The 22,827-nt window shown below is 65.4% G+C and carries 24 protein-coding genes; 9 read left to right on the plus strand and 15 right to left on the minus strand.

Features of this window, described 5'->3' with window-relative positions; genetic code table 11:
- Positions 1–44: 44 nt before the first annotated feature.
- The 6 genes from ASF14_RS05640 to ASF14_RS05665 all read right to left on the minus strand — a co-directional run bounded on the left by ASF14_RS05640 (position 45) and on the right by ASF14_RS05665 (position 8,773).
- Positions 45–3,290: an efflux RND transporter permease subunit gene (locus tag ASF14_RS05640; protein WP_018251219.1), complete on the minus strand. Its 3,246-nt coding sequence runs from the start codon at positions 3,288–3,290 to the stop codon at positions 45–47.
- 3 nt (positions 3,291–3,293) lie between these two features.
- Positions 3,294–4,472 carry an efflux RND transporter periplasmic adaptor subunit gene (locus tag ASF14_RS05645; RefSeq protein ID WP_004212877.1) on the minus strand — a complete coding sequence of 393 codons (1,179 nt, stop codon included), beginning with the start codon at positions 4,470–4,472 and terminating at the stop codon, positions 3,294–3,296.
- Positions 4,472–5,749, minus strand: a complete 1,278-nt coding sequence (locus ASF14_RS05650; RefSeq protein WP_013039111.1) for a TolC family protein — start codon at positions 5,747–5,749, stop codon at positions 4,472–4,474. Before ASF14_RS05650 ends, ASF14_RS05645 begins: the two co-directional genes overlap by 1 nt.
- 60 nt (positions 5,750–5,809) lie before the next feature.
- Positions 5,810–6,106 (minus strand): hypothetical protein, encoded by a 297-nt coding sequence (locus tag ASF14_RS05655; RefSeq protein WP_007406840.1) that lies wholly within the window; start codon positions 6,104–6,106, stop codon positions 5,810–5,812.
- 73 nt (positions 6,107–6,179) lie between these two features.
- A complete protein-coding gene (locus ASF14_RS05660; RefSeq protein ID WP_018251218.1) occupies positions 6,180–8,147 on the minus strand; it encodes a cytochrome c/FTR1 family iron permease in 1,968 nt (655 codons plus the stop codon).
- Positions 8,147–8,773: a cation transporter gene (locus tag ASF14_RS05665; RefSeq protein WP_004212870.1), complete on the minus strand. Its 627-nt coding sequence runs from the start codon at positions 8,771–8,773 to the stop codon at positions 8,147–8,149. Before ASF14_RS05665 ends, ASF14_RS05660 begins: the two co-directional genes overlap by 1 nt.
- Before the next feature lie 78 nt (positions 8,774–8,851).
- Between ASF14_RS05665 and ASF14_RS05670 the strand changes: the two genes are divergently transcribed.
- The gene (locus ASF14_RS05670) at positions 8,852–9,268 is read left to right on the plus strand and encodes a MerR family transcriptional regulator (RefSeq protein ID WP_004212867.1); all 417 of its coding nucleotides are present in this window, start codon (positions 8,852–8,854) and stop codon (positions 9,266–9,268) included.
- On the opposite strand, the gene ASF14_RS05675 is transcribed toward ASF14_RS05670, so the two are convergent.
- From ASF14_RS05675 to ASF14_RS05680, 3 genes are all read right to left on the minus strand, one after another.
- The gene (locus tag ASF14_RS05675; protein WP_082442099.1) at positions 9,262–10,464 is read right to left on the minus strand and encodes an aspartyl protease family protein; all 1,203 of its coding nucleotides are present in this window, start codon (positions 10,462–10,464) and stop codon (positions 9,262–9,264) included. The two genes, ASF14_RS05670 and ASF14_RS05675, sit on opposite strands and share 7 nt — an antisense overlap.
- Before the next feature lie 262 nt (positions 10,465–10,726).
- Positions 10,727–10,948 carry a GDCCVxC domain-containing (seleno)protein gene (locus ASF14_RS22480; RefSeq protein WP_081609171.1) on the minus strand — a complete coding sequence of 74 codons (222 nt, stop codon included), beginning with the start codon at positions 10,946–10,948 and terminating at the stop codon, positions 10,727–10,729.
- Positions 10,948–11,364 (minus strand): mercuric transporter MerT family protein, encoded by a 417-nt coding sequence (locus tag ASF14_RS05680; RefSeq protein ID WP_017980799.1) that lies wholly within the window; start codon positions 11,362–11,364, stop codon positions 10,948–10,950. Before ASF14_RS05680 ends, ASF14_RS22480 begins: the two co-directional genes overlap by 1 nt.
- A 62-nt stretch (positions 11,365–11,426) precedes the next feature.
- On the opposite strand from ASF14_RS05680, the gene ASF14_RS05685 reads away from it, so the two are divergent.
- A complete protein-coding gene (locus tag ASF14_RS05685; protein ID WP_017980798.1) occupies positions 11,427–11,843 on the plus strand; it encodes a MerR family transcriptional regulator in 417 nt (138 codons plus the stop codon).
- Between the two features lie 73 nt (positions 11,844–11,916).
- Here ASF14_RS05685 and ASF14_RS05690 read toward each other — a convergent pair whose 3' ends face one another.
- Positions 11,917–13,164, minus strand: coding sequence for a cytochrome P450 (locus tag ASF14_RS05690; protein WP_017980797.1), 1,248 nt, complete (start codon positions 13,162–13,164; stop codon positions 11,917–11,919).
- 212 nt (positions 13,165–13,376) lie between these two features.
- Here ASF14_RS05690 and ASF14_RS05695 point away from each other — a divergent pair, with 212 nt between their 5' ends.
- Positions 13,377–13,898, plus strand: a complete 522-nt coding sequence (locus ASF14_RS05695) for a DUF6118 family protein (RefSeq protein WP_017980796.1) — start codon at positions 13,377–13,379, stop codon at positions 13,896–13,898.
- Between the two features lie 52 nt (positions 13,899–13,950).
- Here ASF14_RS05695 and cueR read toward each other — a convergent pair whose 3' ends face one another.
- Positions 13,951–14,334, minus strand: a complete 384-nt coding sequence (gene cueR / locus ASF14_RS05700; RefSeq protein ID WP_017980795.1) for a Cu(I)-responsive transcriptional regulator — start codon at positions 14,332–14,334, stop codon at positions 13,951–13,953.
- Positions 14,331–16,688, minus strand: a complete 2,358-nt coding sequence (locus tag ASF14_RS05705) for a heavy metal translocating P-type ATPase (RefSeq protein WP_371262954.1) — start codon at positions 16,686–16,688, stop codon at positions 14,331–14,333. The genes cueR and ASF14_RS05705 overlap by 4 nt, the downstream gene beginning before the upstream one ends.
- Positions 16,689–17,019: 331 nt before the next feature.
- Between ASF14_RS05705 and ASF14_RS05710 the strand changes: the two genes are divergently transcribed.
- The 3 genes from ASF14_RS05710 (at position 17,020) to ASF14_RS05720 (ending at position 19,704) form a co-directional block, all read left to right on the plus strand.
- On the plus strand, positions 17,020–18,333 hold the full coding sequence (locus ASF14_RS05710; protein WP_017980793.1) for a hypothetical protein: 1,314 nt from the start codon (positions 17,020–17,022) through the stop codon (positions 18,331–18,333).
- Between the two features lie 70 nt (positions 18,334–18,403).
- Positions 18,404–19,282 carry a DUF4396 domain-containing protein gene (locus ASF14_RS05715; RefSeq protein ID WP_017980792.1) on the plus strand — a complete coding sequence of 293 codons (879 nt, stop codon included), beginning with the start codon at positions 18,404–18,406 and terminating at the stop codon, positions 19,280–19,282.
- Positions 19,283–19,371: 89 nt separating this feature from the next.
- Entirely contained in the window at positions 19,372–19,704 is a 333-nt protein-coding gene (locus tag ASF14_RS05720) for a four-helix bundle copper-binding protein (protein WP_017980791.1), read from the plus strand.
- Between the two features lie 45 nt (positions 19,705–19,749).
- On the opposite strand, the gene ASF14_RS05725 is transcribed toward ASF14_RS05720, so the two are convergent.
- Genes ASF14_RS05725 through copC form a run of 3 tightly spaced genes read right to left on the minus strand, consistent with a single transcriptional unit; the run spans position 19,750 to position 21,371 of the window.
- Positions 19,750–20,019, minus strand: a complete 270-nt coding sequence (locus ASF14_RS05725; RefSeq protein WP_017980790.1) for a flagellar biosynthetic protein FliQ — start codon at positions 20,017–20,019, stop codon at positions 19,750–19,752.
- A gap of 52 nt (positions 20,020–20,071) precedes the next feature.
- The gene (gene copD / locus ASF14_RS05730) at positions 20,072–20,998 is read right to left on the minus strand and encodes a copper homeostasis membrane protein CopD (RefSeq protein WP_017980789.1); all 927 of its coding nucleotides are present in this window, start codon (positions 20,996–20,998) and stop codon (positions 20,072–20,074) included.
- A gap of 4 nt (positions 20,999–21,002) precedes the next feature.
- Entirely contained in the window at positions 21,003–21,371 is a 369-nt protein-coding gene (gene copC / locus ASF14_RS05735; protein ID WP_020486671.1) for a copper homeostasis periplasmic binding protein CopC, read from the minus strand.
- 127 nt (positions 21,372–21,498) lie between these two features.
- Between copC and ASF14_RS05740 the strand changes: the two genes are divergently transcribed.
- The 3 genes from ASF14_RS05740 to ASF14_RS05750 are packed head-to-tail and all read left to right on the plus strand — an operon-like array spanning position 21,499 to position 22,785.
- Positions 21,499–21,768: a hypothetical protein gene (locus ASF14_RS05740; RefSeq protein ID WP_020486670.1), complete on the plus strand. Its 270-nt coding sequence runs from the start codon at positions 21,499–21,501 to the stop codon at positions 21,766–21,768.
- Positions 21,765–22,205 (plus strand): periplasmic heavy metal sensor, encoded by a 441-nt coding sequence (locus tag ASF14_RS05745; protein ID WP_017980786.1) that lies wholly within the window; start codon positions 21,765–21,767, stop codon positions 22,203–22,205. Before ASF14_RS05740 ends, ASF14_RS05745 begins: the two co-directional genes overlap by 4 nt.
- 10 nt (positions 22,206–22,215) lie before the next feature.
- Complete coding sequence (locus ASF14_RS05750; RefSeq protein WP_018251214.1) at positions 22,216–22,785, plus strand: RNA polymerase sigma factor; 570 nt, start codon at positions 22,216–22,218, stop codon at positions 22,783–22,785.
- Positions 22,786–22,827 lie beyond the last annotated feature (42 nt).

Raw genomic sequence — 22,827 nt, forward strand, 5'->3', positions numbered from 1 at the left:
TCCCAGAGATGAGCGGGGCGATCGCGGATCGCCCCGCGCACCCATCAGGCCAAGTTGTTCACGAAGGTCTGACCGTGGTCGTCCCCTTCATGCTCCTCATTGTAGTGCTCGGGCTTCTCGATCACTTTCTGCCCGAACCGGGCGTAGAGCGTCGGCAGCACGAACAGCGTCAGCAGCGTCGCCGAGATCAGGCCGCCGATGACGACGGTCGCCAATGGCTTCTGCACCTCCGCGCCCGCCCCCTCGCCAAGCGCCATCGGCACGAAGCCGAGGCTTGCGACGAGCGCGGTCATGACGACTGGCCGCAGACGCTGCATTGCGCCGACATGGGCCGCCTCCTCGCGCGATAGCCCCGACCGGATCAGATCCTGGATTGAGCTGACCATGACGAGGCCGTTGAGGACCGCGATGCCCGACAGGGCGATGAAGCCCACCGCCGCCGAGATCGAAAAGTCCATGCCGCGCAGGAAGAGCAGCAGAACGCCGCCCACCAGCGCGAATGGCACGCCGGTGAAGACGATCGCGGCATCGCGGACCGATCCCAATGCGCCATAAAGCAGCAACAGGATCAGGATGAAGCAGGCCGGAATGACCAGCTTCAGCCGCTCGCTCGCCGATTGCAGGTTCTCGAACTGACCGCCCCATTCGAGATAGGCACCGGCAGGCAGCCGGACCTGGCTGCCGATCGCCGCCTGCGCGTCTGCAACGACGCTACCGACATCGCGACCACGCACGTTGGCTTGCACCACCACGCGCCGCTTCCCGTTTTCGCGGCTGATCTGATTGGGACCGTCGACGACCTTGATGTCAGCGACACTGGACAGCGGCACATAGCCGCCGCCTGCCACCGGCACCTGCACCTGCTGGAGCAGGCCGATGTCGGCGCGCTGCGCCTCCGACAGGCGGATCACCACCGGGAAGCGACGGTCGCCCTCGAAGATCTGGCCCGATGTTCGCCCGCCGATCGTCGCAGTCACGGTGTCCTGCACATCCTGAGCCGTAACGCCCAACCGCGCCATCGCGTCGCGGTTGACGCGAATGTCGAGCATGGGAAGACCGGTCGTCTGCTCCACCTTCACGTCCGCTGCGCCTTGCGTTCTGCGCAGCACCGCCGCGATTTGCTCGGCCGTCCGGTTCATCTGGTTGAAGTCGTCCCCGAACACCTTCACCGCGATGTCGCCGCGCACGCCGGCGATCAGCTCGTTGAAGCGCATCTGGATGGGCTGGGTGATCTCGTAGGCATTTCCCGGAATCTTCGCGAGATTACCCTCGATCCGGCTGACCAGCTCCTCCTTGGGAAGCTCAGGATCCGGCCAATCCTTGCGCGGCTTCAGGATGACGAACATGTCGGTCGCGTTCGGCGGCATCGGGTCGGCCGCCAGCTCGGCGGTGCCCGTCTTGGAATAGACGAATTGCACCTCCGGCTGCTTCGACATCATCCGCTCGATCGGCACCTGCATCGCCTGGCTCTGCTGGACCGACGTTGCCGGAATGCGGAGCGACTGGATCAGCAAATCGCCTTCGTCGAGCTGCGGCAGGAACACCGAGCCGAGCGTAGTGAAAGCAAGCGCCGCCACCACAAGGCTTCCCACACCCGCACCGATCGTCAGCGTCGGGCGCTTCATGGCCCGGTCGAGACCGGGTTCGTAGCGCTTCTTCAGCCACGTGATGATGCGGCCGTCCTTCTCCTCGACCTTCTTCGACAGCCAGATCGCAATCATCGCCGGCACGAAGGTGAGAGAGAGGATGAAGGCGAAGGCGAGCGCGATGATGACGGTCAGCGCCATCGGTCCGAACGTTTTACCCTCCACGCCGGTCAGCGTGAGCAGCGGTACGTAGACGAGGATGATGATTGCCTGCCCGTAAACCGAGGGGCGGATCATCTCGCGAGCGGCGGCTGCCACGGTCGCAAGCCGTTCCTTGACGGTCAGCAAGCGACCTTCATGATGCTGTTGTTCGGCAAGCCGCCTCAGCGCGTTTTCAACGATGATGACGGCGCCGTCGACGATCAGACCGAAGTCCAAAGCCCCAAGGCTCATCAGATTGGCCGAGACCCCAGCGCGCAGCATACCAAAGCCTGTCAGCATCATGGTGATCGGGATGACCAACGCCGCGATCAGGGCCGCACGGAAGTTGCCGAGCAGCAGGAAGAGCACGACGATGACCAGCACCGCGCCTTCGGACAGGTTTTTCGCGACCGTCTTGATCGTCGAATTGACCAGCTCGGTGCGGTTCAGCACCGGCTGAATTACGACGTCAGGAGGCAGCGAAGCGTTGATCGTCTTCAGTTTCTCAGCGACCGCGGTCGACACGATGCGGCTGTTCTCGCCGATCCGCATGATCGCCGTGCCGACGACGACTTCGGTACCGTTCTCCGATGCCGAACCCATGCGGATCGCCTGACCCGTCTTCACAGTCGCAACTTGTTCGACCGTGATCGGCACGCCGTTACGTGTCGCGATCACGGTCCTGGCCAACTCGCTGGCATTGCGAACGAGCGCATCCGAGCGAACAGCCAGACCTTCGCCATTGCGATTGACGAAGCCACCGCCGACGCTGGTGTTATTGCGCTCCAGCGCATTTCCCAGGTCCGTCAGCGTGATGCCGAGCGAGGCCAGCTTCTGCACGTCGGGCACGACGAGGAACTGCTTGGCGTAACCGCCAATCGAGTCGACACCGGCGAGGCCCGGTGTGGTCTTCAGAAGCGGCGTCACGATCCAGTCCTGCGCGGTGCGCAGGTAGGTCGCCTTGTCCTCTTCGGTCGTCAGTCGCTCGCCCTCTGGCGTGATGTAGCTGCCATCGGGCTGTTGGCCCGGTTCACCGGGCTTGTGCTTGTCGTCCTCGCGATGATCGAGACGAACGGTGTACATGTACACCTCGCCCAGGCCTGTCGCGATCGGACCCATTTCAGGGTTCACGCCGTCGGGCAGATTCTCTTGCACGCCCCGCAGACGCTCGCCCACCTGCTGGCGGGCGAAATAGATGTCCGTCGCGTCCGAAAAGACCGCCGTGATCTGCGCGAAGCCGTTGCGGCTCAACGAGCGCGTATATTCCAGGCCGGGGGTGCCGGCGAGCGCGGTTTCGATTGGAAACGACACCTGCTTCTCGACCAGCTCGGGCGAGAGGGCAGGCGCGCGGACGTTGATCTGGACCTGATTGTTGGTGATGTCCGGCACCGCGTCGATCGGTAGCCGGTAGAGGGAAAACGCGCCGATGGCGGCGACGATGACGGTGAGGAGCAGGACTAGCCAGCGCTTCTCGACCGCCCAGGTTACGATACGGGCGATCATGGCTTAATCCTCGTGGCTCGCTTCGCCCTTGCCGATCTCGGCCTTGAGCGTGAAACTTCCGGTGGTGGCGATCTGTTCGTTGCCGGTCAGGCCCGACCGGACGATCACCGTGTCGCCCGACGCATCGCCGAGCTGGACCGGGGTCGCCTTGAAGCCGGTGGGCGTGCGCACGAACACGACCGACTTGCCCTCGAAACTCTGGACCGCCGTCGTCGGCACGCGGACCGCCCCGCTCCCGCCGCTGCCCGTGAGCTGCACGGCTGCCGTCACAGGCTCGCCGACCCGCCATTCGCCACCGCGATTGTCGAGGGTGGCGAGCGCAGGCACGAGCCGCGTCTGCGGATCAAGCGCCGGCGACACGAAGGTCACGCGGGCGGTCGCCTGACGGCCTGCCGCCTTCACCAGCACCGTATTGCCGGGACGCACCCGGCCCGCATCCTCGGGCTTGAGATTAAGCGCGATCGACACCTGGCTCAGGTTGGCGATGCGATAGAGTTCGGCATCCGCCGCGACCGTTTGTCCCAGCGTCACGGGGCGCGCAATGATCTGGCCCGAGATCGGCGCGGCAATGCCGAGCCGGTTGAGCCCGCCGCCGCCGACACCCGCCGCCGAAACCATGCTCTGCGCCTGCGTCAGGGCGATCCGCGCCTCCGTCGCCGCTGTGCGGGCGGCGATCAGATCCTGTTCAGGGGAGACTCTCTGCGCGAACAGCCGCTGTTCGCGCGCGAGGTTCGAATTAGCGAGCTGAAGCCGCGCCCGCGCCGCCTCGACCTCGCCCTTGATCTGCGCCGCCTCGCGGCTTTCGATGACCGCAATGGTCTGGCCGCGTCCGACCGATTGGCCGAGGTTACGGGTGAGCGCGACCACGCGTCCCGCAATTGCGGCCGAGACGACCTGCGTTCCCTGTGGGTCGCCCTCGATGATCGCGGGCAGCTCGATCGTCCCGGCCCCGCCGATGATCGGCCGTCCGACCTGGACGCCCGCTGTGGCGATCTGGTCGGCACCCAATGTGACGACGCCTTCACCGGCATGACCGCCTTCAGCACCGCCCTTTTCCGTGCCCGCTGCCGTCTCATTGGCAGCTGCGCCTTCGGCAGTTGCCTCGTTTCCGCCATCCTTGCCGCCGCAGGCAGCCAAGAGCAGGGCGAGCGACGCCGCGCCCGCGAGATAAAAGCTCTTCATCACTGATTCCCCCCATTGGGCGCACGAGCGGTCAGTCGCTCCACTTGCGCGCGGGCATTCTGGTAATTGGCAAGCGCGTCGATCGCGGCGACCCGCGTTTCGGCGAGCGTGCGTTCAGCATCGAGCAATTCGAGCTGGCCGAACTTGCCCTCGCGATAGCCGATCCGCGCGATGCGGGCGGCCTCCTGTGCAGCCGCCAGCGCCGGCCCCGACGCCGCACGAGCCGTCGTTGCGGCATTGGCCGCCTGCGCCTGCGCGTCCGTGATCGCCTGTTCGATGTCGAGCGCGGTCACGCGGCGCTGCGCATCCGCCTGGGTCCGCTGCGCGGTCGCCTGCGCAATCGCGGCGCGACCATTGTTGAACACCGGGATCGGGATCGACACGCTGAACACCGCCGCCATGTCGTTGGTCGCTTCCAGGCGGCGGATCGACGGCCCGACGTTCAGGTCAGGCACGCGATTGGCGCGCGCGAGCCGCACGCCGGCTTCGGCAATGGAGAAATCCGCGTTGGCTGCCGCCAGCGCGAGTGTGCCGGTCGTGTTGACCGGTGCCAACGGCCCATAGACGTTCACATCGGGAAGGCGATCGAGCAGCGTGTCATCGAGCAGGCCGTCGATCGGCCGTCCGATCCGACGCGCCAGATTGGCGCGGGCCGCCTCGGCCAAGCGAAGCTGCCGCTCCACATTGGCGTCGGCATTGATACGCGCGACATCCGCGCGCTGTTGCTCGAGTGGCGATGCCCGCCCTGCCTGCACGCGAACGCTCGCGGCCCGCAGCGCATCGCTGGCGATCCGGGCCTGATCGCGGGCTGTCATTACCCGGCGATCGGCCGCGACCGCTTCGACATAGAGCTGCGTTACCTGAAGCCGGACATCCGCCGCGATGATCGCGGCCTGGATCTCGGCCCGGGACAATTGCGCATTGGCGACCGCGACGCGGGCGCCGCGCTTGCCGCCTAGCTCGATCGGGATCGCAAAGCCGACCGTGGTTTCCGCGCTGCGGACCCCCCGATACGGCCCGGAGCCGATGACATTCTCGACTTGGCCTTGAACCACCGGATTGGGCCGCAAGCCGGCGACTGTGCGACCTGCACGGGCCGCGTCGATTCCAGCTGTCGCCGCTTCCGCAGCAGGGGCCGAACCGCCCGCTGCACTGACCGCTTGGTCAAGCGTGTAGACCGGCGCATCCTGCGCAACAGGCGCGGACGGTCCGACCTGCGCCTGCGCCATCGTGGCGCAAGACGCTGCGGCCAGCATGGCCGCGAGGATACGATTCATGAAAATAGGACTCCTGACGATGATCGACAGGGGCGCGCCAACGCACGCCCAAATCGGACGTCAGGCTTGGGGGGGCCTCAAATGGACCATGCCGGTGCGGCCGTCGAGCGACGCAGAGGCGGAGATTGTCGGCTTGGGCACTGTGAGGACGGGGGTATATTCCATCGTCGTGCGCGCAGGCGCGCCGACGTCGTGTCCGTGACAATAATTGTGATGATGCGGGACATTCTTGTCCGAGTCCGATGGCACCTGATCGATGTCACCGGCGGTATGGACCGTGAACTCAACGCCCGCGATGCTTCCCCCCGCCAGATCGGCGGCATGGGCCATGCCGGAGAAGCTGGTCAGGACCAGCATCAGGCATGTCAGGAAAGGCAAAAAGGCTCGCACTAGCTTGCCTCTATCACGGAAGGGTTTTCATGTCATTGCACTAATTCGAACCAAGGGTCACTGAGCCGGAACCCGAGCGGGATCGGTCGCGCCCGTTCCAGGCGAACCCGACCGCAATGGCGACCGCCATCAGGAGTTGCGCCAGCACCGATTGCCAAGTGGGAAACACGCCGAGCATCGACAGCCGTGGCACGTCCGCGAGCGGTGCGATGTTGATAAGGCCGGCTTCCTGGAGCGCGGCGACGCCTTTACCCGCCAGCACGACGGTCAGGACCGCCATGAGCCAGGAGCTATAGCGGAAGAACTGCGCGATCGGCAGCTTGCGACTGTAGCGAAGCATGGCCCAAGCGATCAGGCTGAGCAGTCCAATCGCCGACCCGGCCCCCGCGAGAAGCATCCCGTTGTCACCTTGCGCCGAAAGCGCGGCATAGAACAGGATCGTCTCGAAGACCTCGCGATAAACTACGACGAACGCCAGCCCGAACAGGAACCAGCCCGACCCGCCCGAGAGCGCCCGCGACATCTTCTCGCGAATATAGCGCTGCCACTGATCGGCCTGCGCCTTGCCGTGCATCCAAATCCCGACCGAGAGCAGCACGACCGCGGCGAACAGCGAGCCAAACCCTTCCGTCAGCTCCCGGCTCGCACCGCTGATCCCGATCGCATAGGTGGCGACCGCCCAGGTGATCCCGCCCGCGATGATCGCGCTGACCCAGCCGCCATGCACGTACCGCAGCGCCTCGCCGCGCTCGGCTTTACGCAGGAACGCGATCATGGCGACAACGATGAGCAGGGCTTCGAGCCCTTCACGCAGCAGGATCGTGAACGCGCCCAGGAACGTGGACGCTTCGGTGGCGGCATCAGGCGCGAGCGCCGCTTCCGCATCGTCGAAAAGGCCGCCCAGTACTGCGACCTTCTCCGCGAGATCATCGGGCGACGCGCCCCGGTCGATCGAGGCGCGGAACTCCCCCATCGCGCCCTCGATTCGACCCATCAGCGTCGCGTCGCGCGCGGTGAGTGTTGGCTCGATCGGCTCGAACCCATCGAGATAGGCCGACAGCGCCAGCTCTTTCGCCATGCGCGCATCGCCGCGCCGCGCAGCCGCCACGCTTTCGGCGAGTTTGGCGCGGGCGACCGCGAGCGAGCCGGGAGCCTGTTGTATCACCTGTTCGGGATGACGACGCAGGAACGCGAGCACGGCGTCAGCCTTGGCGTCGCCGATCGCCGCGCCGAGCGCGGCCGGGGTGAGCGCGACCAGGGTTTTCAGGTCCGGAATGCGCCGGCGAAGGGTCGGGTCGGATTTCCAAAGCCGCTCGCCTTCGCGCGCCTGCGCATCCGTGAAGGCGAAGCTCCCGGCTCGGAATGCTAACGCCCAGCGCTGATCGTTGGGCAGATCGGCGAAGCTCTGCATCGCGGTCCCGTCGATGCCTTGCGTCACCACCTGATAGAGCGCGAACACGCTGCGCTGGCGCGCGCGCTCGGCATCGGTGAAAGCAATCGGGGGCGTAGCGAGCTTGGCGGCGTCAGGGCCACGGCCGTTGCCCGTCATCCCGTGGCAGGACGCGCAGGATTGTCGGAACAGTGCATCGCTGGAGACGAGGTTCGGAGCCTTATCGGGCGCGAGCGGCACCGGGTAGGCGCGCAGCAGATCGGCCGCGAGCCCGTGCGCCAGTGTTGCCACCTGTTCAGTCGATCCCTTTTCCGCGATTACCGCTTGGAGGTTGGCGGCCCGCTGAATGAGGGCTTGGCGCTCCGGCTTCGCCGGCAGGCCTTGAAGCCGTGTCGAGACCGACGCGGCAAACTCATTCATTTCGGCGTATTCCGACGCGCTCTTGATCCGACCGTTCGCGACCGCGCCTCCATAATCGACGGCCATATAGTCGAGCAGCCGCCATGCGGTTTGCACGTCGCCGGGTTCGGCGAATGCCGCAGCAGGGATCAGCAGCGCAGCGAGCGCGGCGAGCAGCCGCAGCGAGAGCATTGCCCGGATCAAGGTGAGCAGACGCACTACCGCTCTCCCAGTTCGCGCCGAGCGCCAGTGACGATTTCATAAGCGGAGTGGAGGAACAGGAGGGCGATGAGGCCGGCGACGGCGAGGTCCGGCCAGGCGCTTCCTGTCCACGCCACCAGACCGGCCGCGGCGATCACCGCGACATTGGCGAGCGCGTCGTTGCGGCTGAACAGCCAGATCGCGCGAACATTGGCGTCCCCTTCCCGGAAACGCGCAAGCACCAAGGCGGACACGACATTGATCGCGAGCGCGACAACGCCGATTGTGCCCATCAGTTCGGCATCCGGCGCGGTTGCGTTCAGGGCGCGCCAAATCGCGAAACCGATTACGCCCACGCCAAGCGCACCGAGAAACAACCCCTGCGTCAGCGCGACCTTTGCCCTCGCCCGTGCGGACCAGGCAAGCGCGAGAAGACCGATAAGGCTGATCGACCCGTCCCCGAGAAAATCGAGGGAATCCGCTTTCAGCGCTTGGCTATCGGCGATGAACCCGCCGAACAGCTCGGCGACTCCGAAGCCGAGGTTGAGCACCACGACGGTCAGCAGCGCACGGCGATAGGCCGGATCGGTTTGCGCGCGCGCGGGCTCCCCGTGGCACCCGCAGCTTTCGGTAGAAGCATTCATGCGGCCTTCCTTACCACCTCCAGTCGCTGTAGAAGCAAGCGAAATGTGCGACACGTTCGCATAAGCAAGGATGGCATGATGAAGCCGGTGATGATTGGGCAGCTCGCCAGCGAGACCTCGACGAAGGTGACGACGATCCGCTTTTATGAGTCGATCGGGTTGCTCCGATCCGCCCCTCGCACGGCGTCGGGTCGCAGAACCTACGATGCCAGTGACATTGAGCGTTTGCACTTCATCCGCAACGGTCGCCGGCTTGGCTTCTCCGTCGACGAGATCCGTTCGTTGATGGGGCTGGCGCAGAACCCGGACCAGGATTGTGGTGCCGCCTCAGCTATCGCTGCTCAGCACCTCAAGGATGTGGAGGAGAGACTGGCGCAACTCGCGGTGTTGCGGGATGAGTTGGCAATGCTCAGCCAGAGCTGCACCAAGGCGCGCATGGCCGATTGTCGGATCATGAAGGCGATCGGCAAAGGCCACCCTCAAGCCGATCAATAATAATCGGCCAGCCTGAGCTCGCGCACATCACCCGAGGCCATCGTCAGCTTTACGAGGGTGCCAGCAGGCCGGGAGCGCACTTGCCAGAGCTCCCCACGCGTATAGTTCGCATCGATCGAATGGCCGTTCACCGCCACGATCCGGTCGCCGACCGCCCAGCCAGCCTTTTCCGCGGGACTGTTCGCCGCCACATGAACAACGGTGAGCGCCGTTGGTGAGGCTGCGAGGCCAAGGCCGCTAAGGTCCTTCAGCATCGGCAGGCGACGACGAGGACCGAGTGGCCGGAGCCACACGAATCCGGCGGTCACGTCGAACACCACGTCGAATTGAGCGATCAGCGGTAGGCCGACATTGCCAACCGTGCTGGTGGAGAGCCAAGCTCTCATCCCGAGTGTGGGGACGTTCGAGACGCCAAGCCCTTCGATGTTGATGTTCTGGATCGTGAAAGCATCGTTGATACGCACACCATCGACGCCGCCGATCGCCGCGGTCGAGACGAGCTTCCCGTTCAACAGCCCTTGATCGCGGGCATAGGCCGACGAGAGCATCAGCGCGGCCGAGCTGCCAAGATCGATCATCAAGGGCACGGGAGACAGGCCCTCGACGGAGGCCCGGATGAACAGCTCCTGCTTGGCACCGCGTCCGAGCGCGACAGCGCGCCAGTCGGGGCCGGCGAGAAACGTGCCTGACTTGACGACCGCCATACGCCTGTTCGCGAAATCGAGCGCGATGCAGCTGCCCGTGAACATATCGGCACCGAGGAGAACGTCGATCGGTCGTCCGAAGGCCGCCGACACTGAACTCAGATCACCAACAACGGCAAAGGGTAAGCGACGGGTTTCGCGGGCGAGCTGTACGTCGATGTCGCGGACCAGCAGCACCGGGGCCTTGGCGCTCAGCCCGCTAATCATGCGCCGCTCACCATTGTTCAAGCCGAGCTTCGCCGCGAGCGCCGTGCTCATGATCGACGCGCCGCTGCCACTGTCGAGCACCGCCCGCGCCGGCACTCCGCGCACTTGTGCCGAAACAAGGAGGGTATCACCCGTGCCGACTTCCAGCGGCTCCCATTCGAGGTGAGCCGCGCCGAAGTTCCACGAGGCCGCAGACCGGGAAGTCTGTCGCGCGAGCGTTGGAGAACCGAGCACCAAGCCGGTTCCACAGGCCACCAACCGCGCCACTAATGAGCGTCGAGACATACCGATTGCTTCAACACGGGCCGTCAAAAAGCCACCTCCAGCCCCCCGTCCGCAGGAGAGCAAATTGCGGTTACATGCTCTAGCAACTGGAGGAGCAAGGGTTTTTGAAGCGCCCGAAATGCTATCCTGTTCAAATGCCCTCTCGAAAATGAGCAGTTGAGGCAGGTCAGGAACCGGTCGAATAAGACCGAAGTAGGCAATTTCGCTTGCGCGACCTTGGCGAGCAGGACCCCAGTTCACGAAGAAACGTGAAGCTATCGCCTCACCCGCAGCAGCCCGCCACAGTCCCGTTTGCTTTCGCTTCCTGGATCGGAGGGCATGGGACATCGCCAAATGAGCAGAACACGCAGCAGTCGCCAGCCAGGGGCCGCAGCACCACCGCGCAATGCCGGCAATCATAGAAGAATTGGCAGGCGTTGGTGGGCATCCTTTCGGTGGCCACCCCGCCGCATTTGGGACAGGTCAGGGTTGAGGTGAGCTGCATCAGGAAAGCGCGTTCATCAGCGGCGCTTCTAGGAGGTCCCAGGCGAACGCGATAAGCGTCAGAACCGTTCCAATCGCGAGCAGGATAGGTGTCGCGCGCGAGGGCAGCGGCATTGTGCAGGACCGGTCCCCAGCACAGGACCTCCGCCGCTGCGCGTAGGCCCACCACCCAGCAGCCAAGCCGATGAGGGAGGTCGCCGTTAGCGGCCACCGTAGTGGTATCAGCGCGGCGAAGTTGCTGGACAGGCCCGCCCCCAGGCCGAGCGCCGCGAGTGCGAGGGGCAGGACGCAGCATGACGCCGCAGCTAGAACAGCGGCTAAGCTCGCAAGCGCGCCGAGGGCGGATAGCCCCGTGTCGGCGCGACGTCGTGACGTTGGTGCGCCTAGGGGTTCACGCGGGATGGTCTCTTGGTTCATCTATCGCCTCTAGCGGGTTAGCCCGTTATGCATCCTGTAGTGACTACAGGAGCAAGCAATATATGCGCGTTGAGGAAAGCATCACGATCGGCGAGCTGTCTCGCCGGACTGGCGTGAATATCGAGACGATCCGGTACTTCGAGCGCGTTGGTGTTCTCGCAACGCCACCCCGCACAAGCGGCGGGCGGCGGGTATATGGGACCGGTCACGTCCGCGCACTTGGGTTCGTCCGTCGCGCGCGCGAACTCGGCTTCTCCCCGGCCGAGGTGCGCGCGATCCTGTCTCTTGGCGGTTCTGCGCAGGCGTCATGCAGTGAGGTCCGCGAGATCGCGGCTCACCATCTAGAGCGTGTGCGCGCTAAGATGGAGGATCTGGCGCAACTAGAAAGCCTGCTGGCTGCGACCATCGACCGTTGCGAAGGCGACGGGGCGGCGAGGTGCGCCGTGATCGACTTGCTGAACCAACATTCGACTGCGTAGATGTCGCATCGCACCCCGTACTCGCGCAAACGGTCGATAACGGAGCCGATCACCATCACCACGGCACGCGGCCCTAGCCACCTATGTGGACGTTGCGCATCACGAAGCCGCTTTTCGGAAGCGCTGGCAGCCTGGCGAAATCGATGCTCAGGTCTTGGTCCGGTACGTCATAGCGCATCGCGTTGACGAGGAGGTGTGCCGCCACCTTCATGATCGCGAGGACGATCCATTCGCCGGGACAGCGATGGCCGAGATAGTGATCGCCGCCGCCCTGCGGAATGAAGTTGAAGGAGTCTTCGTCCCAAGCCCTGAAACGCTCAGGGCGAAACTCCTGGGGGTCGGCCCAGGTCGCTGCGTCGTGATTGCTCCCATAAAGGTCTAGCACCACTTGACGCCCTTCCGGAAAGGCCATCCCCTCCCACTCGAAATCTTGGCTCGCGCGCGCCACCACAGCGGGAAAGAAGGGATAGAATCGGCGGACCTCTTGGACGAAGAGCTCGGCATAGTCCGGCTGCTGAACCAAGGCCGCCCTGATCCCTGAACAGGTTTGCAGCGCGTGGGCGACGAAGGTGATGTACACTGCGATCGCGACGGTCGGGCGAAGGACATTTACCAGTTCGACCGCTGCGACGTGCGGCGAAAGAAGATCGTCGTGCCGGTCGCGATGCCAGGCTATCGCGTAAGCCGCGGTCCCCGAGCCCGAGCCGATGCTCCCGGCCCGAATGCCTTCAATGATCCGCTTCGCCCATGCGTCGACGCGACGACGGGCCAGCCGTGACCAAAGATGCCTTGGGCTCGCCGAGCCGGCGGCGTCGAACAGCGCCCGCAGCTCGCCCGCGCGGTTGCCGGCTTCATCGTCCGGAAGAGGAACTCCCGCCCAAGCGCATACCGCTCGCGTCAGCGGCTCATGCAACTCGTCATAGAAGACGATCTCTCCTTTGCGCGTCCAGCCCGGCACCGCCCTGCGCCACTCGGCCTCGAACAATTGCGCCAGCGCCCGCACGCGCTCTGGTGTCATCAGGCCCATGAACATCTGCTTGCGGTGCCGATGGGTCTCGCCGTCCAGACCCTGAACGCCGCCTTGGCCCAGCAGTGTCTTCTGAATAGCGACCGGCATGGCACCTTCGCGCTCGAAGCGGGTCGTATCGTAGAAGATTTCGGCGGCCTTGGCCCCCTTAAGGCAGTTGGTCTTTTTCAGCAGGAAACGGGATTCAAAAGCGTTTGCGCCTAGGCGCTGGCACTGCCTGGAGATGAACCGATAGGGATCGGCGAGGAGAGAAAGGGTTTCGTCCGGGCCTTTCGTGTGTGGTGTCTTAGGCATGACCGGTCCGGTGATTGTTGGGTCTCCTTTGATTAACTCGGAGGAATATCACGGGTTGCAGGCTCACGACAGGTGACGAACGAGGACGATCAGGGCGGAGCAGGCGCGGCCGAGGCGTTCGAGGCCATGCGCGGCGAGCTGGCGCTGCGCCGTGGAGGGCTTGGCGGCCGAGCGCGGCGATCGACATACCCGACCATACCGAGACGCTTGGCGTGCTCCAGCAGAACGTGAACACGGCAGGCGAGAACGTCGCGCGCATCGGCCAATTCCTGAAAGCGGCCCCGGCGCTGGCGATGACGCCGGAGCAGATGGCGCAGCGCATCGCCGCGGCGGGCAGCGCCGCCCGGCGCGAGGATCAGGCGGCGCTCGCCAAGGCGGGCGAGGACAAGGCCCGCATCATGGCCGATCTTCGCGCCATCGCCGGGTCCGCATGGACACGCGCCGACCAGAAGAATCGGCAGCTATGGTTTGCCCTGGGTGGGGTGGCGGCCGGCATCCTCGCATGGGCGATCGTGCCGGGCCTGGTCGCGCGCGAGATCGCACCGGCGAGCTGGCAATGGCCCGAGCGCATGGCGGCGCGGACGCTCGACTTGCCCCGCTGGGAAGCCGGGCAGCGTATGATCCAGAGCGCCAGTCCCACCGCGTTCCGCGCCATCGTCGGGGCCGACAGGATCGTGACGGCCAACCGCGCGGCGATCGAGGGGTGCGGCAAAGCCGCAGCGCGAAACGCGTGAAACGGTGCGACGCACGATCACGCTCAAGTGGAGTAAAAGTTAGCCGCGCAAGTTATTCAGCCAAGCGTTCGATGATCGGACAATCAGGCCGATCATCGCCATGACAGGCTTGGGCGAGCCCGGTAAGCGAGCGGCGCATGGCGTCCAAGACGCGGACCTTGCGGCCCAGTTCGGCAGCGCGGGCTTCCGCCAGCGTCTTCACTTCCGCGCTCGACCGATCGCGATCCGACCACAGCCCCAGCAGCGTGCGGATTTCCTCGATCGGGAACCCCAGGTCGCGCGCGTTGGCGATAAATCGCAGCCGATGAACGTCAGCGTCGGCGTAGTCCCGGTAGTTCCCGCGCCGTGGCGGCGCGGGCACCAAACCAATCTTTTCATAGTGGCGGATCATGCGTTGGGAGACGCCGCTGGCGTCCGACGCCGCTCCGATGTTCACAGCTTTACCGCGTTGAGCCGCAGTGCGTTCAGGACCACGGTGAAGGACGAGAGCGCCATCGCTGCACCGGCCAGCATCGGCGACAGCAGGATACCGGCAACCGGGTAAAGCACGCCGGCCGCAACCGGCACGCCGATTCCGTTGAACAAGAACGAGAAGAACAGGTTTTGGCGGATATTTCGCATCGTCGCGCGAGCGAGCTTGCGGGCGCGCACGATCGCCGAGAGATCGCCGCGCGTGAGCGTCATGCCGGCGCTTTCGATCGCCACGTCTGTTCCCGTTCCCATCGCCAAGCCGACATCCGCGGCGGCGAGCGCCGGGGCGTCGTTGATCCCATCGCCCGCCATTGCGACCCTTGCGCCGCTCGCTTTCAGCTCGCCGATGATACGCGCCTTGTCTTCCGGCAGCAGATCGGCGCGCACGTCATCAAGACCGCCCACGGCGCGCGCGACAGCATCGGCCGTCCCACGATTGTCGCCGGTGAGCATGACGACCCGCAGGCCCTCCTTGCGAAGCGCGGCAATAGCGTCGCGCGCCGATGCGCGCACCGGATCGGCGACTGCGAGCAGACCGGCGAGCGCCCCGTCGATCGCGACGAGGATGATGCCCGCGCCTTCGCCACGGTGACGATCGGCCGCGGCGTCGACCGGCTTGAGATCAGCGCCGATCCGGCTCATTTGCACCGCATTGCCAATCACGACCGAGCGGCCGCCCACCGTGGCGCTGACACCCAGCCCGGTTTGCGAGGCAAAGTCCGCGACTGTGCCGAGCTGCAATCCTCGTTCTTTGGCGGCAACGACGATTGCGTGCGCGAGCGGATGTTCGGATTGGCCTTCGACGGCCGCGGCAAGCGCGAGCATGTCGTTCTCTCCGACCGCGCTGACCGTCTCGACCGCGATCAGCTTGGGCTTGCCTTCCGTGAGCGTACCCGTCTTGTCGATGACAAGGGTATCGACCTTTTCCAGCCCCTGTAAGGCTTCCGCGTTCTTCACCAGCACGCCGGCCTGAGCGCCGCGTCCCGTGCCGACCATGATCGACATGGGCGTGGCGAGCCCGAGCGCGCACGGGCAGGCGATCACCAGCACTGCGATGGCGTTAAGCAGGGCATGGCCCATGCGCGGCTCAGGGCCGACCAGCGACCAAGTGATGAAGGTCGCAATCGAGATCAGCACGACGAGCGGCACGAACCATCCTGAAACCCGATCGGCGACCGCCTGTATCGGGGCGCGGCTTCGCTGCGCTTCCGCGACCATGCGGACGATACGCGCGAGCATCGTGTCCGAACCAACCGCGCGGGCTTCCATCACCAGGCTGCCCGTCCCGTTGACGGTGCCCCCGGTAACGATCGCCTCGACTTCCTTGAGGACCGGCGCGGGTTCGCCGGTGAGCATGGCTTCGTCGACCGACGAACGACCCTCGACCACGACGCCATCGACCGGGATGGCTTCACCGGGGCGGACCCGCAGCCGGTCACCGGTTGCCACGTCGGCAAGCCCGACTTCTTCTTCAGAACCGTCAGGCTGCAAGCGTCGCGCCGTCTTGGGGGCGAGATCCATGAGAGCGCGGATCGCGCGCCCTGTCGCCGCCCTAGCGCGCAGTTCGAGCACTTGCCCGAGCAGCACCAGTGTCACCACGACGCCGGCCGCCTCGTAATAGACGGGAACCATGCTCCCATGCGTGCGGAAGGTCGCTGGGAAGATGCCCGGCGCGAGCGTCGCGACCACGCTATAGAGGAAGGCGGCACCTACGCCGATCGCGATCAGTGTGAACATATTGAGATGGCGGGTACGAAGCGATGTCCACCCCCGCTCGAAAAACGGCCAGCCCGCCCACAGCACGATCGGCGCGGTGAGTGCGAGCTGGACCCAAGGCGAGGCCGCAGGGCTAACCACATGCAGGCCTAACATTTCCGCGAACATCGAGACGACGAGCAGCGGGATCGTGAGCGCGCCCGCCACCCACAGTCGGCGCGTGAAGTCGACCAGCTCAGGGTTGGGAGTATCGTCGAGCGACGGTTCTTCGGGTTCGAGCGCCATGCCGCAGATTGGGCAAGTTCCCGGCCCTTCCTGGCGAATTTGCGGGTGCATCGGGCACGTCCACATCGCCCCCGGCGTCGCCATCGGCTCCGGTTTCGGCTTATCGCTCAGATAGGCGTCAGGATTGGCGACAAACTTGCTCCGGCACCCTGCGCTACAGAAATGATAGGCATGACCAGCGTGCTCGGCATGGTGTGTCGTTTTTGCGGGATCGACCGTCATGCCGCACACCGCGTCGATCACTGCTGCTGCGGCATCGTTGTCCTTACTGCCCGAGCAGCAGCCGCCCGCTTCGGTGTGATGATGTTCGTGCTCGATCTTTGCGGGAGCGGCCGAGCCGCCCCCGCAACAGGATGAGGGCGTGGAGACCGATTCAGGCGCAGGCTTCGAACAGCCGCAACGCCCGGCTTGGGAATGGTAATGAGGGTCGTTCATGGCAAGACTCCTTCGACCCGAGAGCATGTAGGGTATGACACCGTGTTAGGGTCAAGGCCCTGTCGGCACCGCTGGCGTGTATGTTGAATCTACGCGCGGGAGCGGCGTTGCCCTCATATTGCGGGGGCCAGCTCTACACCCTCGACGCCATAAGGGCCGCAGCTTAGGTCTATTACTAGCTCGCCAAACGCGGGCCGGGGGCAATCGGGGACATATGGCAGCGCAGATCGACAGTCTTTCTACTGGCACCGACCATGACGGCCTGGTGCGCCGCTTAATTGCCCGCTGGCGTGACGATCAGGGCGCGACCTATCGGAGCTGGTTTCTTTGGGACGAGCGGTTGAAGAACTTCCGATCAATCCGGCGCGGCATCACCCAGGTTGTCGGCGAGATCGAGCGCGGCACGTTCGGCGTCGCCTACCGCGGATCGTCGCTCGAAACCGTCGTCCATTCCGTCGCCGAGCAGCGGCAAATCTTCAAGGGCGCGGACCATGCGTTCCTCTGGAAGCCGAAGCTCCGCATCCCCGACATTTACGAGAGCCCCGACAATCAGCGCGCGTTCGGCCGCTTGCTCGACGCCTGTTCCTGTTGCGACACGGCCGAGGAGATCATCAGCCATATCCACGCGATCGACCGTTTGAAGATCAAGGGGCTGGGTCCGGCGGTCGCCAACCTCCTCTACTTCCTTCACCCGACGCTGGTGCCGCCCTTCAACACCGCAATCGTTAAGGGCTACAACGCGCTGACGGGGGCGAATGTGAAGCTCGGGAGCTGGGAGCATTTTCTGGCGATGCGGACCGGCATCCTCGATCTCAACGACCGCTTCCGCGAGCTGCTATCGAATGATTTAGGCGCGATCGGCGGTCTGTTGTTCGACATCGGCTCCGATCGCTATCCGGCTCCGCCCCTCGACGTGAGCGGCGCGACGCTGGCGAGCTGGGGGCAGCGGCTTGAGGCGGCGCGCGAGGAAGCGCGCACGCTCAGCAAGGCCGCTCAGCGCGAGGGCGAGAACGAGCGCACCCATACCGAAATCCAGGCATGGCTTCGCGATCTAGGGTTGGCGCTCGGCTATGACGTATGGATCGCCGCGAACGACCGCAGCCGCGCCTTCGACGGATCACCCTTGGGCGCAGGATGCCTTGAGCGCCTGCCCGACACGATCGCGACGTCGAAGGGCGCTGACTCGATCCGGCTGATCGACGTGCTGTGGCTTGAGAAGGCCGGCGATCATGTCGCCGCGGCGTTCGAGGTGGAGCATTCGACCTCGATCTATTCGGGCATCGTCAGGATGCTCGACCTGGCCTTGAGCGGTGGCGACCTTCACGCGACCGCGGGGCTGTTCCTTGTCGCGCCCGACGCGCGCGAGACGGACGTTCGCGCGCAGTTGCAGCGGCCCGCGTTCAGCCGCGTAGCCGACCTCGACATATCCTACCTGCCCTATGGCGAGCTGGAGAAGAACCGGGAGGCCATCGCGCGGTTCGGATCGGGACTGAAAGCGATCAAGGCCGTTTCCAGCAAGCTCGCCTAGCCCGCTCCGCGCAAGGGATGATCCGGAGAGCCGCGTATCCTCTAGCATGTAGAGGAGTGCTGCCGTGACGATGCCATCCCCGGCCCCCTGGCTCGACGCCGTGCTGATCGGGTGGTTCGTGCTGACCGCCCTTTCGGTCGCTTACGTCGCGTGGGATGCCTTCACCCGCAACCCCGAGCTGCGCGTGATGAAATGGGGGTGGCTGTTGGTCACGCTCTATGGTGGCCCGATCATGGCCGCGGCCTATGTCCTGTCCTGCCAGGAGCCGGCGAACGAGCGGCACGAGGATTTCGTTCGACCGCTCTGGAAGCAGGCGTTCGGCTCGGCCATCCATTGCATGGCGGGCGATGCAACCGGCGTCATCGCCGCAGCCGCGATCACCACGGCGCTCGGCCTGCCGATGTGGCAGGACGTGATCGCGGAATATGTGTTCGGCTTCGCGTTCGGACTGCTGATTTTCCAGGCGCTTTTCATGCGCGACATGGCGGGCGGTTCCTATTGGGGCGCGCTTCGCATGTCGTTCATCCCCGAATGGCTGTCGATGAATGCCGTCATGGCCGGCATGATCCCGACGATGGTGGTGTTGATGAGCCGCGACATGGCCGCGATGCACGCCAGCTCGCTCCGCTTTTGGGGCGTCATGTCGCTGGCGACACTCGTCGGGTTCGCAGTCGCCTATCCGATCAACCTTTGGCTGGTTGGCGTGCGCTTGAAGCACGGCATGGGCACGGTGCGCGCGCTGGGGCATGGCGGACACGAAGTCGGCGCGGACCGGCAATCGGCCACGCCGATGCCGGACATGGGACACGACGCAATGGCAGGGATGAGCGGCATGGCGGCCGGCGCGCGCGTGACCGGACCTCAGATCGCCGCGATGACAGTGTTGACGCTCATCATGCTTGGCGCGGGCATCATCGTTGCGACGCTGTTCGGTCGGTGGGCCATGTAACTTGCCGCGAACGACGGAGATCGCGGCAAGGGGTGATCGCGCGGCGCGCGTATCTAGGAACAGGCGGGGGCTCATACGGAGATAATGCGATGCACCAGATCGACCCCGGCATGAAGGCGTGCATGGACGCCTGCCACGAATGCCATGTGACCTGTCTTCACATGGCGATGAACCATTGCCTCGAAATGGGCGGCCAGCACGCCGCGCCCGAGCATATGAAGATCATGGCCGACTGCGCGCAAATTTGCGCGGTTGCGATCGACTTCATGGCGCGCAAGTCCGCCCACCATCAGCATATCTGCCGCGAGTGTGCCGAGATCTGCCGGGCTTGCGCAGCGAGCTGCGAGGCCCTGGGCGGCATGGAGGATTGCGTGGCAGCGTGCCGGAAGTGCGCCGATTCCTGCGATCGGATGGCGGCATAGCGGGGCTTGCGCGGGCGGTCGCCCGCCCGCGCAGCTATCTGCATATCAACGGCCCATGCTCGCGATCACAGCGAACAGCTCGGCCGTGAACTTGGTCAGGAGCTCGGTCGCTGCGCTCCCGAAAATCACCAAACATACGCCTAGCGCGATCAGCTTAGGCACGAAGCTCAGCGTCTGTTCGCTAATCGACGTCGCCGCCTGGATGATGCTGATTATCAGCCCGACGATCATCATCGGCACGAGCAGCACCACGCAGATCAGGCCGGCCACGGCCAGCATCCTCCCCGTCTCGTCGAGCAGGATCGACTGATCCATCAGGCGCGGCCCCGTGAACGGCCGGGGACCGCGAGGGCTCCCCGGCCGCGCATCACATCGCCGATGCAGGCGGCGCGAGCGTCCCGAGCCAGGCGATCAGCCCGAGAACCGCGATGACACAGGCGGTTTCGATCGCCAGACTTGTCCGCAGCGCGCCGAGGGCGCCCTTGTGATCGTCCGCTGCGATCGACCGCTCGAATGCCGGCGTGAGCCGGAAGCGGTTGAGCGAGGCGAGCCCTAGCATGGCGACGAACAGCGCCAGCTTTGCGATCAGGAGCTGACCATAGAGCGTCGCAGGAAGCGTGGCGAGGTTGCCGATCCCGACCAGCATCCAGCCGTTGACCAGGCCGGTGACGAGGATCGTGCCGACCACAACCGTCCCGATCGCGCCGAACCCGTGCAGCGCGCGGTGCGTCAGCCCCAGATGCGCCGCGTCTACGCGCGCCGCGGGTCGGGAGACGAGCAGGAGCAGCCCCAGTAGTGCGCCAACCCAAGCGCCCGAGGCGATCAGATGGAGAATGTCGACGATGAGGTGGACCCAGCCCATCACGGCTTCGTCCATCGCGCCGTGTCCGGTCCACGCCAGCGTTGCGAGTGCCACGGCCGAGCAGAGCGCGACGATGCTCAGCCAGATGCCGCGCCCGCCCGCGACCAGCGCTGCCAGCGCCGCGAGGGCCACCATGACCATGCGCAGCTTCCATGCTGCTCCGATCGCAGAGCCGGTGAGCAGCGCGCCGACTGCTTCACGGTCGATCGGCCAGGCCGGCGTTCCGGCCATTGAGGAGGCCATCAGCACGACCCAGGCGCCTGAAAACAACAGGCTCAGGCCAGCGCTGGCGATGAACCAGGGACGCAGCGCGAGCGCGTCGCCGCGCTCGCGCGCCCGCAGCCCATAAAGGCTGAATGCGGCAAGGCCGAACAGCGCAGCCAGCGTCACGTAGAGCGCGAAGCGGACGCCGATAAGCGACCAGTCCCCCATCGCCTCACTTCACCGCGAAGACGTAGGTTCCTGCGACCTTGTGGGTGTCGGTCGAGACGACATTCCACGCGACGCTATACCGACCCGATGGGAGCGGCGATTTCGGGGTGATGACGAGGGTCCGGCCATCGGACGAGAGCGCGGAGGCGCTGGCCATCTTCATGGCTGCCATGCCGGGCATCGCTGCCATCGTGAGATCGGCCTTGGAGAAGGCTGGCATCAGCTTCTCGCTGAAATGAAGTTCGATACGAGCGGGCTTCGCGACCGTCGCATTGGCGGCCGGCGATGCCGACACCAGCTTAGGATGGGCGTTCGCCGTTCCGGCGAACATGACGAGAGCGGCAGCAGCAGTCAGAACGGATAGGCGGCGCATAGGGGGCCTTTCGACAGGAGGGTTCCTGTCCTTCATTACGCGCCCCGATCGACCACCCCTCACGGATGGATTTGAGGGATGGGCGCGTCGCTTGCGTAATCCATGCTAGAGGGGTGGAGTGAACGACATGGACCTCGACGCAGTATTGATGAGGCTGGCGCAAGCACCCGTGCCCGCGAGCCTTGATGGCATGGAAGATCGCGTGCTGGCGCGGGTCGCCGCACGTCCAGCGGCGCGCGCCGGCTTAGGCGTTGGGGCAATGACGATCGCTGCGGCGCTCGTCATGGGCATCTTCGGTGCCGGTGTGCCCGCGAAGGAAGCCAGCGCGGCTTCGCTATCGCCCTTGGGGCCGGTGTCGCCGCTCGCGCCCTCCACGCTGCTCGTCGGCGTGCAATGAGCGGCCGCATCCGCCTTCTGCTTGGCATTGTCGCGTGCTTCATCGCCGCGATCATCGGTGTGTTCGTGGGGCGGGCGCTACTTCCGCCACGTGCCCAGCCCGGCTCGGAGCTGCACGACGTGCTGCATCATAAGCTGGCGCTGGACGCCAACCAGGAAGCGCGACTTGAAGTGCTGGAGCAGCGTTTCGCCGTGCAGCGGCGCGCATTCGAGCTGGAATTGCGGGCGAACAATGCCCGGCTCGCTGAAGCGATCGAGGCCGAGCATGGCAACGGGCCGCGCGTCGCCGCAGCGGTCGACCAGAGCCACGCCGTCATGGGCGAGCTCCAGAAAGCGACGCTGGCGCACATCTTCGCCATGCGCCAGCTCTTGCGGCCCAATCAGACCGGCCAGTTCGATCAGGCCGTGGTGAAGGCGCTCACCGACGACGCACGTTGAGGTTCGGCGCGTGAGCCTCGACTGGACCACGCTTACGGACGGCGAGCTGGCGACCCTCAGCATCGCCGGGCGCGAAGCCGCCTTCGCCGAGATCATGCGCCGCCATCGGCAGTCAATCTTCCGCATGGTGCGCGCGTGCGTCGGCGAGGCCGACGAGGCGCTGGACCTTCTGCAGGAGACCTTCGTCGCGGCGCATCAGGCCCTGCCCCGCTACGACGGCGATCGATCGATGCGCGCGTGGCTATCGACGATCGCGATCAACAAGTGCCGCGATTGGGGGCGCAAGCGCACCGTGCGGCGCTTTCTGGCGTTCGCCGCACCGATCGGCCCGGAAGCCGAAGCCATTGCAGACGACCAGGTGGCGATCGACGACGCGACGGGCGACCGACAGGAACTCGACCGCGTGACGCGCGCCATTGCGGGCTTGCCGACCGCATTGAAGGAATCCTTGGTGCTGCGCACGATCGAGGGGTTGAGCCAGGCTGAAACCGCGGCAGTGTTGTCGATCAGCGAAAAGGCGGTAGAAACCCGCCTCTATCGCGCGCGATCGAAGTTGCTGGAGCGATTGGGCGGGCGCTGAGGGATAGCGCCCTGAGCTGCGTATCAAGGCTAGAGGGACACT

It is taken from the genome of Sphingomonas sp. Leaf257 (assembly GCF_001422185.1).
GTDB classification, from domain to species: domain Bacteria; phylum Pseudomonadota; class Alphaproteobacteria; order Sphingomonadales; family Sphingomonadaceae; genus Sphingomonas; species Sphingomonas yabuuchiae.

What these genes read in the sequence shown, in the direction of transcription:
- ASF14_RS05640 (WP_018251219.1), bottom strand. Translation starts at nt 3,290, where the DNA reads ATGATCGCCCGTATCGTAACCTGGGCGGTCGAGAAGCGCTGGCTAGTC.
- ASF14_RS05740 (WP_020486670.1), top strand. Translation starts at nt 21,499, where the DNA reads ATGGACCTCGACGCAGTATTGATGAGGCTGGCGCAAGCACCCGTGCCC.
- copD (WP_017980789.1), bottom strand. Translation starts at nt 20,998, where the DNA reads ATGGGGGACTGGTCGCTTATCGGCGTCCGCTTCGCGCTCTACGTGACG.
- ASF14_RS05685 (WP_017980798.1), top strand. Translation starts at nt 11,427, where the DNA reads ATGCGCGTTGAGGAAAGCATCACGATCGGCGAGCTGTCTCGCCGGACT.
- ASF14_RS05655 (WP_007406840.1), bottom strand. Translation starts at nt 6,106, where the DNA reads ATGCTGGTCCTGACCAGCTTCTCCGGCATGGCCCATGCCGCCGATCTG.
- ASF14_RS05665 (WP_004212870.1), bottom strand. Translation starts at nt 8,773, where the DNA reads ATGAATGCTTCTACCGAAAGCTGCGGGTGCCACGGGGAGCCCGCGCGC.
- copC (WP_020486671.1), bottom strand. Translation starts at nt 21,371, where the DNA reads ATGCGCCGCCTATCCGTTCTGACTGCTGCTGCCGCTCTCGTCATGTTC.
- ASF14_RS05745 (WP_017980786.1), top strand. Translation starts at nt 21,765, where the DNA reads ATGAGCGGCCGCATCCGCCTTCTGCTTGGCATTGTCGCGTGCTTCATC.
- ASF14_RS05680 (WP_017980799.1), bottom strand. Translation starts at nt 11,364, where the DNA reads ATGAACCAAGAGACCATCCCGCGTGAACCCCTAGGCGCACCAACGTCA.
- ASF14_RS05690 (WP_017980797.1), bottom strand. Translation starts at nt 13,164, where the DNA reads ATGCCTAAGACACCACACACGAAAGGCCCGGACGAAACCCTTTCTCTC.
- ASF14_RS05725 (WP_017980790.1), bottom strand. Translation starts at nt 20,019, where the DNA reads ATGGATCAGTCGATCCTGCTCGACGAGACGGGGAGGATGCTGGCCGTG.
- ASF14_RS05670 (WP_004212867.1), top strand. Translation starts at nt 8,852, where the DNA reads ATGAAGCCGGTGATGATTGGGCAGCTCGCCAGCGAGACCTCGACGAAG.
- ASF14_RS05720 (WP_017980791.1), top strand. Translation starts at nt 19,372, where the DNA reads ATGCACCAGATCGACCCCGGCATGAAGGCGTGCATGGACGCCTGCCAC.
- ASF14_RS05710 (WP_017980793.1), top strand. Translation starts at nt 17,020, where the DNA reads ATGGCAGCGCAGATCGACAGTCTTTCTACTGGCACCGACCATGACGGC.
- ASF14_RS05645 (WP_004212877.1), bottom strand. Translation starts at nt 4,472, where the DNA reads ATGAAGAGCTTTTATCTCGCGGGCGCGGCGTCGCTCGCCCTGCTCTTG.
- ASF14_RS05650 (WP_013039111.1), bottom strand. Translation starts at nt 5,749, where the DNA reads ATGAATCGTATCCTCGCGGCCATGCTGGCCGCAGCGTCTTGCGCCACG.
- ASF14_RS05715 (WP_017980792.1), top strand. Translation starts at nt 18,404, where the DNA reads ATGCCATCCCCGGCCCCCTGGCTCGACGCCGTGCTGATCGGGTGGTTC.
- ASF14_RS22480 (WP_081609171.1), bottom strand. Translation starts at nt 10,948, where the DNA reads ATGCAGCTCACCTCAACCCTGACCTGTCCCAAATGCGGCGGGGTGGCC.
- ASF14_RS05675 (WP_082442099.1), bottom strand. Translation starts at nt 10,464, where the DNA reads ATGTCTCGACGCTCATTAGTGGCGCGGTTGGTGGCCTGTGGAACCGGC.